Below are 17,784 nucleotides of genomic sequence, written 5' to 3'. Positions count from 1 at the left end.
CTACTGCAACAGGATTATGTGCAGGAAATTACACTGTTACTGTTACAGATGCAAACGGATGCAGCGATAATGCAACCATAACGATCAATAACATTGGTAATATACCCACTGCCACTATAACTTCAAGCACTGATGCTTCTTGTCCTGGTATTTGTAATGGAGAAGCCACTGTTACAGCAACAGGTGGTACTGCACCATACACCTACCTGTGGAATGATCCAGGCACACAAACTACTGCTACTGCAACAGGATTATGTGCAGGAAATTACACTGTTACTGTTACAGATGCAAACGGATGCAGCGATAATGCAACCGTAACGATTAATTACATTAATATACCCATTGCCACTATATCTTCAATAAATTCTTCAGTAAATGGCAATTGTGATGATCTTTGTACTGGGGAGGCAACGGTTTCTGTAACCAATGGTACGCCACCATACACCTACTTGTGGGATGACCCTCTTTCACAAACTACCGCTACGGCAACAAACTTATGTGGTGTAGCTTACTCAGTTACAGTTACTGATGCCAACGGCTGTATGACTACTACTGCTACTACTATTAGTCCGATTTTTGTGGATGTGAGTAGTTATCTCGTAACTACCAGCGCTGTATGGACGCCTGCAAATAATCCAATAAACCCTGGCTCAAGTGTGATAATTATTGGGTTCAATTTTGCAGTAGCTTCCGGTGTTACTTTAACCATCCAAGATATGACCTTTAAATTTTTACACAATGCTTCTGCAGTCGTTAATAGAGGAATTACAACAAGCTCAAAGGGTGGATATCTTATTCTTGATAACACTACTTTTACTTCAAATGACTGTGATACATGTCTATGGTTTGGCGTTGGGACGCAGGGTTATCCTGATGAGAATCAAGGCCCTTTTAATAATACACCCCAGGGTAAAATAAAATTGATCAATAATTCGCTGATTGAAGATGCATCGAGCGGTGTTGGTGTTCAAGGTGGAGGAATTATCCAGGCATTTAGTTCTACGTTTAAAAACAATGCAAGAGATGTAACTTTTGGCCCTTATACCAAACAATCAAATATCAGCACGCTTGTTAATTGTACTTTTATATGTGACCAACCTATAAAACTTTTAGAGTGCGGTGGAGCGCCTATCGGAGGTACGATTAACCATATATATTTATATCGGGTTAACGGTGTTTTGATCACAGGAAATACATTTATTAACGCATACAATTTTGACAAAGATAGTAGAAGCACGGGCATTTTTAGTATTTCTGCGTCTTATAGAGTACAGGGTAATACTTTTGATGATCTTACTAAGGGTATTTTTGCAATTTCAACAGCAGGGGCAAGCAGAATAATTGCCAGGTTCAATACCTTTAATGTACAGCAGGGTATCGTTACCAATGGAACTACTTTTGACCACATAGCTGATAACACATTTAATGTACCCACGGTAACGAACTTCCTTACATTTGGTATATTGATGATCAATTCCTCTGGTTTTGTGATTAAAGATAACCAATTTACAGGTATTTCTTTAGATTTTCAAAGAGGGGTTATTGTAGATAATTCAAACGGTGGCGGTGGTAGTATAAAATTTAACACTTTTGATGATCTGGCGGTAGGCACACAAACCCAATTAGACAATCCTTTGCTCGAAATAAGCTGCAACAGCTATACAAACAACTTAGCAGCATGGGGCATCAATCCGCAATCTCCGGGGTTTACTTTGAAAACACAGGGGGTAAGTTGTTCATCCATAAAAAAAAGAGCTGGAAACCTATTTAATGATCCACCCAACAGCCTTTGCACTCTCCCCGATATTGCAAATCACATCTTCTCTACCATACCATTTACTTATTATGGGCATGGTTTTCCACCTGAAACAGTGCCTACCTGTGTAAGCAGTATTGTCACTGTTTTTCCTTGTTTTGCGACCTCTCCCGATCTTATTTCCTGTGATACAGGTGCAGGCCCCATATCAGATCCCCAACTTATGGCAATCATTCATACAACCACAGATCCTGTTGAAAAGCAGCTTGCTATAAATGAGCTTATGGTAAACTTGCTTGATGATGGGAAGGAACAGCAGGCAGAGATATTTTTAGAGCTATTGCAGGAAAAAGAAGCGCGCAAAAGATTGGTGGGGAGATACATTGCCCGTAAAGAGCATACCAAGGCAAGGAATATGCTGGCAATGATACCCCAGGTTATGCAGGAAGATATTAGATTTGTTCAACTGCACACCATATTTTGTGACCTGGGTGATTCGGGTAAAACCGTATTTGAAATGGACTCAGCCCAGGAAAACCTCATAAGAGATGTTGGCGCATCACCCACCAGGGTCTCTGCAAATGCACAGGCAGCGCTTAATCTGGTGTTTGGTGATACTATTCCAATAATCATTGAAGAATTTATCATTCAAAACAATTCAAGAATGAGCGCTCTGACTGTTGATCAACCAGAGGAGGAAATATTTGAAGCTGATATTATAAATATTTATCCTAACCCTGCAAAACATTCTGTTACCATTCAATATTATCTCAATGATAATTCATCCGAAATTGAATTAGTATTGTATAATATACTTGGCAAAAGTGTTGAAGCTATAAAACTACCTCATGTTTTAGGCGCCAACACATACACATTGAATATTAAAGAACTGCCAAAAGGCGCCTACTTTTGTAAGATATTGGTTGATGACAATCCACTTTCCGTTAAGAAATTGATCCTGCTTAAATAGTTTTTGTTTTAATATAGAAGATTATCAGAATAAAATTACTCTGGTAGTTTCCATTATAATATATTCAACAATGAAAAAAATAATCATAATAGTAGATATATTATTAATAATAATTGCGGTTAAAACTATTGGCCAAACTATTTATTTTGACAAGACATTTAACTACGATGGGCAGGCAAACTATGGGGTTACAAATGTTTTGCTTGAAAAAGATACATCTTATTTGGCTCTCCGAACATCCTGGGATCCTATCAATGGAGACGCACAAATAATATTTTTTAAAATTGATAAGTTTGGTGATTCTTTGTGGTCAAAATTTTTCGGACAGCCAGGATTTAATTATACAGGAGTAAAATTATTGAAAACCAATGATAGTAACTATGCTTTTTGCGGTACTAAATATGATCTGAGTGTTGGTTGGGGAATGTTCGGGAATACGATACTTTATAAGCTAAATTCAGTTGGAGACACAATTTGGACAAAGGAATACGTGACAACTGATACCAAAGATGTTTGTACTGCAGGGAAAATTACAGAAGATGGATGTTTTCTTTTAGTATCTTCGATTGTAGATAGCTTAAACAGTGATGCAAATATACGATTGATGAAAACAGATAGCATAGGAAATGTTGAATGGTCAAAAATGTATGGCGGCCCCAATTATGAAGGTATAGGTTCTATTATTATTGCACCCGATGGCGGGTACTACCTTTTAGGTTGGACAAGAAGCTGGGGCGGAACGGATATGGATATTTACCTGATAAGAACGGATAGCGTTGGTGATTTGCTTTGGCAAAAAACTTATGGTGTAGTTGTATATAACGAGGCTGGTAGTGAAATAATTTCAACACAGGATGGGAATTACATTATTTGCGGCCAAAAAGAAATATCTTCGGTTGATTGGGTTGGTTCACTTACAAAGATAGATTCATCAGGAAATATTTTGTGGGATAAAATATATGGCGTTCCAAAACCAATAAGTTATACGGAACATTTTTGGGCTGTAAAAGAGCTTAAAAATGGAGATTTGATAGCAGTAGGTGGCAGTGATTTTACTGTATCCGGTGATAATGATAATGCAGGCTGGGTAGTAAAAACTACTTCTGCCGGTGATTCGTTATGGTCTAGATTGTATAATAGAAGTCAATATTTAGAAATTTTTTATGATGTTGAATTGACAACTGACGGTGGTTTTATTTTAGCAGGCCAAACCGGTGGATGGAATATTACAGGTAATCCCAGTCAGGATGGCTGGCTGCTAAAATTAGACAGCATGGGATATCATACACCAGACACAAACTGCCATGAAATATATCCTGAACCCGATGCCACATATACTCAATCGCATGATACAGTAGATATCAAGGATACACTTTATGTAAAATTTATTAATTATGATGCTACTGTAACCTTATGGGAGTGGGATTTCGGGGATGGCACCACTCCGGGTAATGTACCTAATCCATTTCATTTTTATGATAGTGCAGGCACTTTTACTGTTATCTTAATTGCTCATAAAGGCACCTGCACAGATACTTTTGCATCTACTGTAACAGTAGTAAACGCTACAGGAATTGGGTCCTTGAGCAGTGTAGATAAATATATGCTTAATATTTTCCCTAATCCTTTAAATGAATTCACTACCATATCTGCTTATTTATCAGAATCCACAAAAAGTGGTGAAATATTAATTTATGATGTACCTGGTAAAATCATCAAAGCTTATTCTTTACAAAAAGGCAGCAATCATATTAAAATAAATGCTAATGAGTTAAAACCGGGTATATTTTTTATTACTCTTTTTGCTGATAACGAAAGAGTAGTTACCAAAAAAATGGTAATTTGCCAGTAACGATCTAATATAAACTTAAATAATTACACAACCATGAAAACTACAATTTATTTAACGGCTGCATTATCTGTATCAATTTTTTTCTGCTCAATAGTTTGTGCAAAAGAAAATATTAATAAAGATACGGTTACAAATCATCAAAATACTAAAAAGATAAAAGCCCTTTGTGCAACAGCATCTTCAAAAGCAACATTAGATATTAATAACGTTCGTGCAGGATTGTTAAATGGTGGTGATATGTGGTGGGATTCTAACCAGGCAATATATGAAGTGCCGAAAGGTTCAGGCAAACATGCAATATTTGCCGGAGCTATATGGTTCGGAGGTTTAGATCAAGGGGGGCAGTTAATGGTTGCTGCCCAAAGATACAGACAGACAAATCAGCAAAGTTATTGGCCAGGGCCTTTAACTAATTCGGCAACTATATCTGATACAGCATGTTTATTATGGGATGATCATTATAAAGTCAACAGAGTCACAATATGTGATTTTACCACCAAGTATCAGCAAGGGCAAATAACCACACCTGCCGATGTAGATTCTACAATTTTATATTGGCCTGCAAAAGGAAATCCACATATCAATGATGGCAGAAATATGAATCAGAATCTTGCTCCTTTTGTAGATGTAACTATTGATGGGGTTTACGATCCGATGACTGGTGATTATCCTAATGTAAAGGGTGACCAATCTGTATGGTGGGTGATAAATGATGCCGGAGGACAAAAGGTAGGTATGGAACCAGAGAACGCAGCTATTGGTTTGGAAATACAAAACGAAGCCTATGCACTTACTACCGGTGATGTTTTAAATAATACTACTTTTTATCATTATAAGCTGATCAATAAATCAAATAACATTTTAGACTCTGCATACCTGGCACAATGGATTGATGTTGATTTAGGATACTTTGAAGATGATTATGTTGGTTGTGATACAAGCAGAAATATGGGTATTGTCTATAACGGTGATGATTTTGATGAGGACACATTAGGTGGTTATGGCGCTGACCCACCTCTTTTGGGAGTATCTTTTCTGGAAGGAATTAAAGACACTAATGGTATTGATATAGGCATGTCTAATTTTATATACTATAATAATAATGCTAATATTGTAAATGGAAATCCTGATAAAGGAATACATTATTACAATTATATGAGAAATATCTGGAAAAATGGCGCTGACGTAACTAATGATGGTATGGATGGCACAAACCAGAGCTTTCCCCATACTGATTATATGTATTGGGGTAATCCAACAGACACCAGTGCCTGGTCTGAATGTACTGCAGCTAATACTCCGGGAGACACAAGGTTTGTAATGTCATCGGGCCCTTTTATTTTTGCTCCCGGTGCGGTTAAGGATGTAACAGTTGCAGTAGTATGGATTCGCCCCGCAAATATCTATCCTTGTCCTGATTTCTCTCTTTTAGGCGATGCAATGGATTCTGTAAAAGCATTTTTTGATACTACAACTGTTTTTTCGTGCCCGATTACGGGTATCAATGATGATATTATACAGAAATATAACATAAGGATTTATCCCAATCCAACCAAAAGTTCTGTTACGATAAATTATTCTTTAAATGATAATTCAAAAGTTATTGAATTATCACTCTATAATATTTTTGGCCAAAAAGTTAAAGCTATTAGGCTTCCTTCTGTACATACAGGTACATACACATTAAATTTAAAAGACCTGTCTGAAGGTACTTATTTCTGTAATATATTTATTGGTGGCAAACTTCTCTCTGTTAAAAAGTTAATTCTTATTAATTAGTTTTCAAATTAATTTTACTTCGCAAAATTTATCGCCCTCTTTTCCCTGATCACAGTTATTTTTACTTGTCCAGGATACTTCATTTCCTTTTCTATCTTCTGAGCAATGTCAAAGGAAATAATTTCCGCCTTTTCATCGGTTACATTTTCTGCATCCACCATGACCCTGCACTCACGTCCGGCTTGAATTGCATAGCACTTTGTAACTCCTTCAAATGCAGTGGCAAGCGCCTCCAGGTCTCTAAGCCTCTGCATATAGGATTCAGCAATTTCGCGCCTGGCGCCTGGCCTGGAGCCTGATATAGCATCACACGCCTGTACTACCGGAGATAGAAGACAGGTCATTTCTATTTCATCGTGGTGCGCTCCTATAGCATTACACACTTCAGGGTGCTCATTATATTTTTCCGCTATCTCCATTCCCAATAAAGCATGTGTTATGTCAGACTTTTCTGGATATACTTTTCCAATATCGTGCAATAAACCTGCCCGTTTCGCTAATTTTACATCTAAACCGAGCTCTGCTGACATGGTGGCACATAACCGGACTGTTTCACAGGAATGTTGTAGCAGGTTTTGGCCGTAAGAGGAACGAAATCTCATCCGGCCAACATATTTGATAAGTTCGGAATGTAATCCATGGATCCCCAGATCAATGACCGTACGCTCTCCAATTTCTACGATTTCGTCACTCATATTTTTTTTGATCTGCTCTACTACTTCCTCAATTCTTGCAGGATGTATTCTGCCATCCTGAACAAGCTTCTGTAGAGCTAATTTGGCTATTTCTCTTCTTACCGGGTCAAAACAGGATATTACTATAGCTTCCGGTGTATCATCCACGATCAGTTCTACACCTGTTGCTATTTCCAGCGTCCTGATATTTCTTCCTTCACGTCCAATGATCTTACCTTTTAGCTCATCAGTTTCCAGGTGAAAAACCGACACACAATTCTCTATGGTATGTTCACCAGCGGTTCTTTGAATAGTTTCTATCACTATCTTTTTAGCCTCCTTAGTAGCTTTAAGTTTTGCTTCATCAATAATCTGTTTCATCTGGTAAGATGCCTGGGATTGAGCTTCTTCTTTAAGCGCTTCAATCAATTGTCCTTTAGCTTTCTCTGCTGTAAGTTTTGCAATTTTTTCGAGTGCAGAAACCTGTGACAGCCTTATCTTTTCTGATTCTTCATTTTGTTTAGCAGCTATTTCCAATTGAGCTTTCAGGTTTTCCCTCATGCTGTCAGCTTCGGCTTCTTTACGATTTATCTCCTCACTTTTTTTGGACAGGCTCTCTTCACGCTGCCTGATTATCTGCTCATTTTTGATGATTTGATTTTTCTTTTTTGTTGCTTCATCCTCAAACTCAGTTTTAATCTGAAGATAACTTTCTTTTGCTTCCAGGATCTTGTTCTTTTTCAGGCTCTCAGCATTGACTTCAGCTTCCCTGATAATTAATTCGGCTTTCTCCTTTGCTGATCTTTCTTGTTTTGTTAAGACCTTTTGCATAAGGAATCTGCCAATGAAAATACCGGTCCCCAAGGCAGCTATTCCTGTAATTAATATATAAATAAATAAATTCATTTTTGTAATAGTTTAAAGATTAGTTAAAAGCTCATGGCGCACTGCTTAGAGCAAAAAACAAAGCATTGTACCCGGAATACCCGAGGTTCTGCTCAAAATAAAAGAAATTTGAAAATGTTGACCTGCGAAGAAGAAATTGAAGATTTGATTAACGCGTTACAAGGAATGTACATGAGGGAGAAATTCTGACTATACCGGGGCCTCCCTCTCCCACCCAAAAATCAATCCGATATGGTATTAGAGATAGTTTCATCTAAATCGGATATCTTCTTAGACAGATTTTCAGATATAATTTCGTTGTCTCTATCAGAATTTAATTTTTCAATCATGCAATCACAAGCAACCATTACTAACAAATCCACTTTGGCCTCTAATTTGTCACCTAATCCATGTACATCTCTAAAAGCTTTAAATCTTTCATTGACTAACCGGCCTGCATATCTTATTCTTTCTTCTTCATCGGCACTGATTGTCATCGGATATTCCCTCCCTGCGATTTTAATTTTAATTTGAATCTTATTTGAAAGTTCATCCATAACAATCCAACTAAATCGTGTTCACGTGTTAATGTTAGCTCTCTTGAAAACACGAACAACTGAACACATTATACTACAAACGGGGTAAATTTGTACATTCTGATGCTTGAAAATTTAGTTATTGGTTATTAGTTATAGATTTTCTAATCCTGTTGCCACAACTAAGGAACCAAAAACTAAAACCATCAACTAATTAAACTACAACTAAAAACCAAAAACCATGAACTAAAAAATGTACTTTTTTATCCCGTTTCTAGTATAACACATTCTCGATCCCCCTACTCTATCGTGTCAAACTTCTCTTCTGTAAGGCTTACAATACACCTGTCAATCTCTTTTATGTATTCATTAATGCTGAGCTTTAACTCCGTTGAATTTTTGTCATCTACTTTTATAGACGATACAATACTATGAATTTTTTTATTATCCTGAAAATCTTTTAGCTTTTGATTTTGTTTTTGCAAGGTAGATTTCAGGTTACTATTTTCTATGAATGCTTCATTGAGATCTTGTTTAGTGCGTTTATACTCAACAATAAGTTTTTTAAGCCTACCTTCTAATAACTCTAATTTTTGTAAAATATTATTTTGAGGCATATGTTAATTTGGTTATTGGTTGAGTGGTTGGTTGGTTATAGTTTATTAGTTTTTGGTTCTGGTTTTATAGTTATTTAGTTGCCATCTCCTTTAGACAGAGAACCAAACCAAAGAACTAATAAACTAAAACCAATAACTAAATAACCATAACTAAAAACTAACAAACTAATAACTAAATTATTTCTTATTTCCTGATTACAGCATTTAACTCCCTTTCAAAAACATCCATCAACCTTTGCATGGTTTTGTCTATAACTTTATCAGTAAGGGTTTGGTTATAATCCTGCAAAATAAAACTAATTGCATAAGATTTCTTACTTTTATCTATGCTTTTACCTTCGTAGATATCAAATACATTAACTTCTCTCAAAAGTTTTTTTTCTGCCTTTAAAGCCAGTCGTTTTATATCATCAAACTTAACACTATTATCCAGGATCATTGAAAGATCGCGCCTTACTTCAGGATACTTAGGTACGCTGACTACCTGGATCTTCCGGCCGGGCATATTCATAATAACATCCCAATCAAAATCGGCATAATAGATATGTTCTCTTAATTGGATCCCGGGTATCTGGGACGCTAAATTATGCCTCACTATTCCGAATTTCACAATTGCCTTATTATTGACCATACATATAAGGCCATTGTCAAATATAGCATCATTGTTAACATTTTTAATCTCATAATTGTTGATATTTAAGCTTAGCAGGATTTTGTAAACATAACTCGCAATATCATGAAAATCTAAATTTTTACCGGGTTGCTGCCATGTCTCTGAATATTTACTGCCTGTCATGAACATGGCAAGGTGATTTTCTTCCCTATATCCCTGAAGAGCAGCTTGCGTAAAACCAGAACTGGCTGCAGCATGGCCTTTATTATTTATGTAATAAGTCTTTCCAAATTCATAGAATTTCAGGTCTTTTTGTCTTCTGTTTACATTATGGGCTATTACCTCAAGGCCGGAAAAAAGCATTGTTTGCCTCAAAACACCCAGTTCGTCACTCAATTTATTTATGATCTTTACATCTTGAAATTTGAAAACATCTTCCCCCACCCCTCCGGGCTTATCTTTTGAAGAAAGTGAGCGCGATCTCATTTTTTGTGTGTAAACAGAATTAGTGAGCGAATTGGTAATTATCTCACTAAAGCCATTAGCTGATAATATATCTGAAATGCTATTTTGTATCTTCTCTTTATCCGTTTTGGGGAAATCAGCGAGGTAATCAGCCCGAAGATTAGCATTTATATCAACATTATCATAACCATAAATACGAAGGATCTCTTCAATAATATCCGCTTCACGTTGTACATCTACTCTATAAGGGGGCACAGACAATTTAGTACCGGATACATCTTCAGAAATGACTTTAATGTCTAAATATTCCAGTATCTTTTTAATTTCTTTTTCCACTATTTTCTTGCCAATCAGCCGTTCAACGTTTTTGTAGCTGATCTTTACTTCAAAGTTTTTTAATGGCACAGGGTAAATATCCACGATACCTGAAGATATGGCGCCTCCTGCCAATTCTTTAATAAGTACTGAAGCTCTTTTCAGTGCGTAAATGACCATGTTGGGATCAGTACCCCGCTCAAACCTGAATGAAGCGTCCGTTTGAAGTCCATGATATTGAGCAGTTTTCCTTATGGTTTCCGGTGAGAAATAAGCGCTCTCTAAGAAAACATCTTTGGTAGCTTGTTTTACACCTGACTTTTCTCCCCCAAAAACCCCGGCAATACACATTGGCTCTTTTGCGTTGCAGATCATCAGGTCTGCTTTATAGAGTTTTCTTTCAACTCCGTCAAGTGTTTTGAAGCGGCTGCCTTTAGGCAATGTTTTCACGATTACCTTCTTATCAATGATCTCATCTGCATCAAAAGCATGAAGCGGCTGGCCGCATTCCTGGAGAACAAAATTTGTAACGTCAACTATATTATTAATAGGCTTCAACCCTACTGAATTCAACCTGTTTTGCAGCCATTCCGGAGATTCTTTTACAGTGATACCGCTAATGGTAACCCCTGCATAACGCGGGCATGCCCGGTGATCTTCAACGATAACATCTATGCAGTTGTTATGATTATCACTACGAAAATTACCAACCGGAGGTAAAGCTGCTTTTCTTTTGAGCAACGCTTTCAGCTCTCTCGCAACGCCAAAATGAGATGTTGCGTCCGCCCTGTTAGGAGTTAACCCGATCTCGAAAATAACCTCACCCCCTACCTTTACCGAATCGGTGAAAGGGTGAATGGGTGAATCGGTGAATTGCCTTCCCCGTTTCTCCGATTCAGGGAGGCTTGGAGTTGGGTCTGTAAAATATTCAGAAGCCGGGGTGCCGGGATCAAGGCCGGTTTTTAGTACCATGATACCATCATGCGTATCTCCCATGCCTATCTCATCTTCGGCACATATCATACCCTCAGAATATTCGCCCCGTATTTTGGCTTCTTTTATTTTAAAAGGTTCTCCGTTTTTAGGATAGAGCTTTGTTCCCGGAGTAGCTACGACCACTTTCTGCCCGGCTGCGACATTTGGTGCACCGCAGATTATTTGGGAAGGGGTCTTTTTTCCAATATCAACGGTAGTAAGCTTAAGCCTGTCCGCATTGGGATGTTTTTTACAGGTAAGTACTTTGCCGATTAGCAAGCCAGGAGGCAAAGGGGGTGGCAAAGTCCCCCCTTTGGGGGGATTTAGGGGGGCTACAGACTCTACTTCCAGCCCTGAATTAGTAAGCATCTCAGCAATGGTATCTGCTGATTCTTCAATTTCAATATATTGTTTTAGCCAGCTGAATGAGATTAACATAAGGTGTATGGCGCATAGTGCATAGCCCCGCCAGTTGGCGGGGCACAACCCACAATATTATGCACCATATTCGATTCGCTATACTTTTTTAGATGATTATTTTAACTTACAAAATTACAAATAATATACTTTTTAATGATAATTAGATAAGAAATTAATCGTTTTATATTATTCAGTATAGCGCCTTTCCTACAAATTACGAATATTTTTATTCGTTTATTCGTAATTCGGGAAATTCGTAATTCGTAGGAGATTAACGGCAATAAATAATAAGTGTTTTTTATCAATACATATTTCCCGTTGAAAACGGCTTTAATTCAAATCATCGTATTTGAGTTAATCTAGAATTTTGATTACATTTGCATAATCAAGCGCTTTATTACAAAACACAACGAAGAATATTTATGGAAAATGAATTACTGTAAATTTCACCAAATAATTAACCTAAATTATTGGAACTTTTTGCAAGCAGATTGAATTAAATACACAAAAAGTAGAAGATGGAGTAATATCTATTCCCTTAATATTCTTTTACACATAACAATTTTTGTTAGAACAAGTATATTTTCTTAAATTATCAATATTTGTCATGAAAAATAAAAAGCAAATAAAGACTGATGATTCAAAAGATTCTTTGTGGATGAGTGAACATCCGGAAGAAATCTATAAATATGAGGGAGAGTGGGTTGCAGTTGTAGGTGAGAAAATTGTGGCACATGGAACTAACTTAAAGCAAGTCGTTAAAAAGGCAAAAAAACATGGTGATCCATTGCTGGAATATGTTGTTGAAGAAGGTGACGTATCAATATATGGAATATTCTACAAGATGAAATTAAATGTATTAATGAACAATCTGATTCAGAAGCAGATGAACCATTCTAAACCAAATTAGTGAAATTCGTGTCAAAAATAACTTAAACCAACTATCATTATGAACAGAAAAATCAAAAATGTAGCCATTCTCGGCTCCGGTATCATGGGCTCGCGCATTGCGTGCCACTTTGCCAACATTGGGGTACAGGTGTTGTTGCTTGACATTACCCCTAAAGAGCTTACGGAAAAAGAAAAGAAGTCAGGTATTAAGCTCGAAGATAAAGCTGTAAGAAACAGGATCGTTAACGATTCGTTGAAGGAAGCTATAAAATCCAACCCTGCACCTCTGTACAAAAAATCATTTTCAAACCGTATTACCACAGGCAATTTTGAAGATAACATGAAAGACATTGCCGGTTGTGACTGGACAATAGAAGTGGTTATTGAACGGCTTGACATCAAAAAACAAGTCTTTGAAAATGTAGAAAAACACAGAACGCCTGGCACACTGATTACAACCAACACATCAGGCATCCCGATCCACACGATGCTGGAAGGCAGAAGCGAAGATTTCCAAAAACACTTCTGCGGTACCCATTTCTTTAACCCGCCAAGGTACCTGAAGCTTTTAGAGATCATCCCCACTCCCAAAACTGATCAGTCTGTCATTGATTTTCTGATGCACTATGGAGACCTGTTTCTTGGAAAAACCACAGTGCTTTGCAAAGACACCCCGGCTTTTATTGCCAACAGGATCGGGGTTTATGGCATCATGGCCTTATTCCACCTTGTTGAAAAGATGGAATTGACGGTTGATGAAGTAGATAAATTAACAGGCCCGGTTCTGGGAAGGCCTAAATCCGCTACGTTCAGAACCAGTGATCTTGTAGGATTAGACACGTTGGTGCACGTAGCAAAGGGAGTATATGATAACTGTCCGGATGACGAAGCAAGGGATTCATTCAAGCTGCCTGGATATCTCTCAAAAATGGTTGATAACAAATGGCTGGGGTCTAAAACCGGGCAGGGATTTTATAAGAAGGTCAAAGGTAAAGACGGAAAAAGTGAGATCCTTTCGCTTGATTTCAAAACACTTCAATACAAATCCAAACAAAAAGTAAAGTTTGCCACCCTGGAATCTACCAAACCAATTGAGGATCTTCTGGAAAGGATGAAGGTTCTGGTAGCAGGCAAAGATAAAGCAGGTGAATTTTACAAAACCTCATTTTACCGCCTTTTCGAATACGTTACCAACAGAATACCCGAAGTAGCCGATGAGATATATAAAATAGATGATGCTATGAAAGCCGGATTTGGCTGGGAACTCGGGCCTTTTGAGATCTGGGATGCTTTGAATGTTAAAAAAACTGCTGAACAGATGGAACAGGAAGGCAGAAAACCTGCTCAATGGGTTAAAGATATGCCAGGTAATGGTACAGCATCCTTTTATAAAGTTGACAACGGAGTGCGAAAATATTATGATATCAAAAGTAAAGATTATAAAGGGATCCCCGGAACTGAAGGGTTTATCAATTTAAAAAATATGCCTTCAGACAGCGTAGTTTGGGAGAATTCAGGCGCTACGCTTTACGACATTGGAGATGGAATAGTGAACCTTGAATTCCATACAAAGATGAATGCCCTGGGAAGCGAATTAATTGAAGGCATTAATAAATCCATTGAAATTGCAGAAAAAGATTTCAGGGGACTGGTAATAGCCAACCACGAAGCTAACTTCTCTGTAGGAGCAAATATTGCCTTGCTGTTGATGTATGCCATAGACCAGGAATTTGATGAGATACGATTTATGGCAACCCATTTCCAAAAGACGATGATGAGTGCAAGGTATTCATCCATTCCCGTTGTTATCGCTCCACATGCTTTAACTCTGGGAGGAGGCTGTGAACTGGTCCTTCATGCCGATAGAGTGCAGGCAGCCGCTGAAACTTACATAGGCCTTGTTGAATTTGGCGTTGGCCTGATACCTGCTGGCGGTGGAACGAAGGAATTAACCCTGAGGGCGTCAGACAGCTATGAAGAAGGCGATATAGAACTCAATACTTTGAGAAATGCCTATCTGACGATTGGCATGGCAAAAGTGGCCACTTCTGCCCATGAAGCGATTGATCTGAACATATTAAGAAAAACTGATAATATCAGCATAAACAGGGACCGGCAAATACATGACGCCAAAGCCGCAGCCATAGAACTGGCAGAAGCCGGCTATTCTCAGCCCGCGCAAAGGACTGATATAAAAGTTCAGGGACGAGCCGGTTTGGCTATGTTCTTAACCGGTGCCGATGGCATGCAGAGGGCAAAATATATTTCAGAACATGATAAAAAAATATCTGAAAAGCTGGCTTACGTAATGTGTGGCGGAGACCTGTCGGCCCCTACTTATGTTTCTGAACAGTATTTACTGGACCTGGAAATTGAAGCATTCTTATCGCTTTGCGGTGAGAAGAAAACGCTTGAAAGGATACAACATATGCTCAGGACGGGGAAGCCGTTGAGGAATTGATTGCATAGATGCATTGATGCATGACTGCATGACTGCTTGCATCCATTCATTCATGCGAAATTATCAGTTTTGTATAATAAGTTTTAACTTAAAAAAATCTGAGTCCACTCTAAAAAGTCTTTTTTGCCACAAAAGCACAAAAACACAAAATCCCACTAAAAATTAACTAATTGATTTTCAGGGTTTTGTGGGATTTAGTGCTTTGGTGTTTTGATAAAATTTTAATCTTTCTTAAGGAGCTTGCAGAATCATTTGTAACCGTTATTACCCGTTATTAACCGTTAAGTAGAGTCTGGTGAAAAAATGTAGAATGTAGAATTATGAATGTAGAACGTAGAATTTGCCTGGGTGTATAAATTCTACATTCTACATTCATAATTCTAAATTTTTCATTTCTTGTTTGTTTTATTTGTTATTTTATTACCTTTGCTTGCATATCTAAATTGAATGTACCAATATTAACTAAAAACCTTAAATCATGAAAACTACTAAATTACTTAAAAAAAGAACAATGCTTAAAATAGCAATGTTACTTTGTCTCAGTTGTTTTTTAATTCCGGCTGAATTAAAAGCACAACTTACAGTTACTATTGTTTCTTCTACTAATGTTATTTGCAATGGAATGTGTGATGGCGCTGCTACTGCCACAGCAGTTGGCGGAGTGCCTCCATATGCTTACCTCTGGAATGACTCCCTCTCACAGACCACTGCCACAGCTACCGGCTTGTGTGCGGGGACTTACACTATCACAGTATCTGACTCCGACACTATTCCGAATTCAGCAACAGTTTCAGTTACAATTGTTGAACCTCCTGCTTTGGTTACATCTGTAAGTTCTGTTGATGAAAGCTGTATCGGGTGTTGTGACGGTTCTGCAAGTGGTGTTACGACAGGGGGGTCTCCACCTGTTTTTTATTTATGGAATGATTCTTTGGCACAAACAACCGCAACAGCTATGAATTTATGTTCCGGAACCTACTGTATTACAATAACCGATGTCAATGGATGTACAACAAACAACTGTGTCATAGTGACATCTACAGGATGTACACTGATCGTATCAACGACAGCTACAGATGTAACGACCTGTGGAGGGAGTGATGGCACCGCAACGGCTAATCCGGCAGGTGGTGTCTTGCCATATATTTATTTATGGAACACAGGAGCTACAACTCAAAGCATCACAGGTTTATCTGCGGGAACATATACAGTAGCCGTAACAGATTCCAGTGGCTGCACATCAACTTCAAGTGCTGTCGTTAATGAACCCGGAGGTTTTTTTGTGTATTTAAGCTCCATTGATGCTTCATGCCCTACATGTGCCGATGGTTCAGCAACAGTGGCAGATTCAGGAGGCACACCTCCTTATTCGTACCTATGGATAAAGGATTCACTCTTTTTGGGTACAACGCCAACGATTACCGGTTTATTACCTGGTTTTTATTGTGTAACGGTGGCCGATAGCTTAGGTTGCACTTCTTCGGGATGTGTCGTTATATCAGATTCAACTTCAGTACCTTGTACGTTAACATCTACAATTACTTCTACTAATGCTTCATGCGGTACATGTGCTGATGGTTCGGCAACAGTGACAGTTGCAGGAGGTACAGTTCCTTATGCGTACGCATGGACAAAGGATTCTCTCTTTTTGCCACCTGTTGCAACGATTACAGGTTTATTATATGGTTTGTATTGCGTAACGGTAACGGATGCCGTAGGTTGCACTTCTTCGGGATGTGTTTTCATAGATTCAACTTCGGTGCCTGCTAATTGCAGTGTTTTCATTTATGACTCTGCAGGAGTTGCGCTTTATGCTATTCCTACACTGGGAACAGCCCCATTTACTTATTTATGGAGTTCGGGAGAAACAACACAATCAATTACTCCAACTGGTCCCGGTGTGTATACTGTAACAATTACTGATAACACGGGGTGCTCTGCATCCGCTTCTTATCAATTTTTTCCAGGAGTATGCGATGCTTATTTCTTCCCTTATATTGATTCATCACAAGCCAACACCGTTTATCTCATTGAAAATTCTGTGGGAAATAATTTAACTTATCTTTGGGATTTTGGTGATGGAAACACCTCAAACCAACAGTTTCCGCCTACACATACTTACAACAGTTACGGAACATACAATATCTGCCTAACTGTTAACGATAGTATTGGTGGCTGCGTTGATATCTTCTGTATGCTTGTGCAGCTTGACTCGGTTCAGAAAACTTTCTTAGGGTATTCCGTGATAGTAGTTCCCGATCCATTTAGCATGTTCACGGGTATAAATAATGAAGAGGGCAACTATACTGAAACCAAGATCTACCCGAACCCCGCTTCTTCAAAAGTATATCTTGAATTATCCGGGTGGGGCGCATCGGCAACTTTAACAATGTTTAATGCTGCCGGGCAGGTTTTGAGCTATGAAGTTATTTCACTAAATCCGGGTAAAAATACTATTGAGCTGGATTTGAATAATTATCATAAAGGATTGTATTTTCTCCGGATTGATTCAGAAAAACTCAGAGAAACAAAAAAAATATCTAACTTTTAGGCAGAGGCGTGCCACCGCTCTGAG

At 38.1% G+C, this 17,784-nt stretch carries 10 protein-coding genes; 6 read left to right on the top strand and 4 right to left on the bottom strand.

Going from position 1 to position 17,784, the window contains the following annotated elements:
- From FVQ77_10985 to FVQ77_10975, 3 genes are all read left to right on the top strand, one after another.
- Positions 1–2,726, top strand: a 2,726-nt coding sequence (locus FVQ77_10985) for a T9SS type A sorting domain-containing protein (protein MBW8050838.1), incomplete at its 5' end; no start/stop codon positions are given.
- A 70-nt stretch (positions 2,727–2,796) separates the two neighbouring features.
- A complete protein-coding gene (locus FVQ77_10980; GenBank protein ID MBW8050837.1) occupies positions 2,797–4,578 on the top strand; it encodes a T9SS type A sorting domain-containing protein in 1,782 nt (593 codons plus the stop codon).
- 33 nt (positions 4,579–4,611) lie between these two features.
- Positions 4,612–6,357, top strand: coding sequence for a T9SS type A sorting domain-containing protein (locus FVQ77_10975; GenBank protein ID MBW8050836.1), 1,746 nt, complete (start codon positions 4,612–4,614; stop codon positions 6,355–6,357).
- 14 nt (positions 6,358–6,371) lie between these two features.
- On the opposite strand, the gene rny is transcribed toward FVQ77_10975, so the two are convergent.
- From rny to pheT, 4 genes are all read right to left on the bottom strand, one after another.
- Positions 6,372–7,937 (bottom strand): ribonuclease Y, encoded by a 1,566-nt coding sequence (gene rny / locus FVQ77_10970; protein ID MBW8050835.1) that lies wholly within the window; start codon positions 7,935–7,937, stop codon positions 6,372–6,374.
- 221 nt (positions 7,938–8,158) lie between these two features.
- Positions 8,159–8,473: a cell division protein ZapA gene (locus FVQ77_10965; GenBank protein ID MBW8050834.1), complete on the bottom strand. Its 315-nt coding sequence runs from the start codon at positions 8,471–8,473 to the stop codon at positions 8,159–8,161.
- A 278-nt stretch (positions 8,474–8,751) separates the two neighbouring features.
- Positions 8,752–9,069: a hypothetical protein gene (locus FVQ77_10960; GenBank protein MBW8050833.1), complete on the bottom strand. Its 318-nt coding sequence runs from the start codon at positions 9,067–9,069 to the stop codon at positions 8,752–8,754.
- 184 nt (positions 9,070–9,253) lie between these two features.
- Positions 9,254–11,875, bottom strand: a complete 2,622-nt coding sequence (pheT, locus tag FVQ77_10955; GenBank protein MBW8050832.1) for a phenylalanine--tRNA ligase subunit beta — start codon at positions 11,873–11,875, stop codon at positions 9,254–9,256.
- A 589-nt stretch (positions 11,876–12,464) separates the two neighbouring features.
- Between pheT and FVQ77_10950 the strand changes: the two genes are divergently transcribed.
- The 3 genes from FVQ77_10950 (at position 12,465) to FVQ77_10940 (ending at position 17,760) form a co-directional block, all read left to right on the top strand.
- Positions 12,465–12,767, top strand: a complete 303-nt coding sequence (locus tag FVQ77_10950; GenBank protein MBW8050831.1) for a hypothetical protein — start codon at positions 12,465–12,467, stop codon at positions 12,765–12,767.
- Between the two features lie 36 nt (positions 12,768–12,803).
- A complete protein-coding gene (locus FVQ77_10945; protein ID MBW8050830.1) occupies positions 12,804–15,209 on the top strand; it encodes a 3-hydroxyacyl-CoA dehydrogenase/enoyl-CoA hydratase family protein in 2,406 nt (801 codons plus the stop codon).
- A 478-nt stretch (positions 15,210–15,687) separates the two neighbouring features.
- The gene (locus tag FVQ77_10940) at positions 15,688–17,760 is read left to right on the top strand and encodes a T9SS type A sorting domain-containing protein (protein ID MBW8050829.1); all 2,073 of its coding nucleotides are present in this window, start codon (positions 15,688–15,690) and stop codon (positions 17,758–17,760) included.
- The last annotated feature ends 24 nt before the right edge of the window (positions 17,761–17,784 follow it).

The organism is Cytophagales bacterium (assembly GCA_019456305.1).
In the GTDB taxonomy this organism is placed as follows: domain Bacteria; phylum Bacteroidota; class Bacteroidia; order Cytophagales; family VRUD01; genus VRUD01.
The sequence above is the reverse complement of the archived record's forward strand: the minus strand, read 5'-3'. Positions and strand labels throughout refer to the sequence as shown.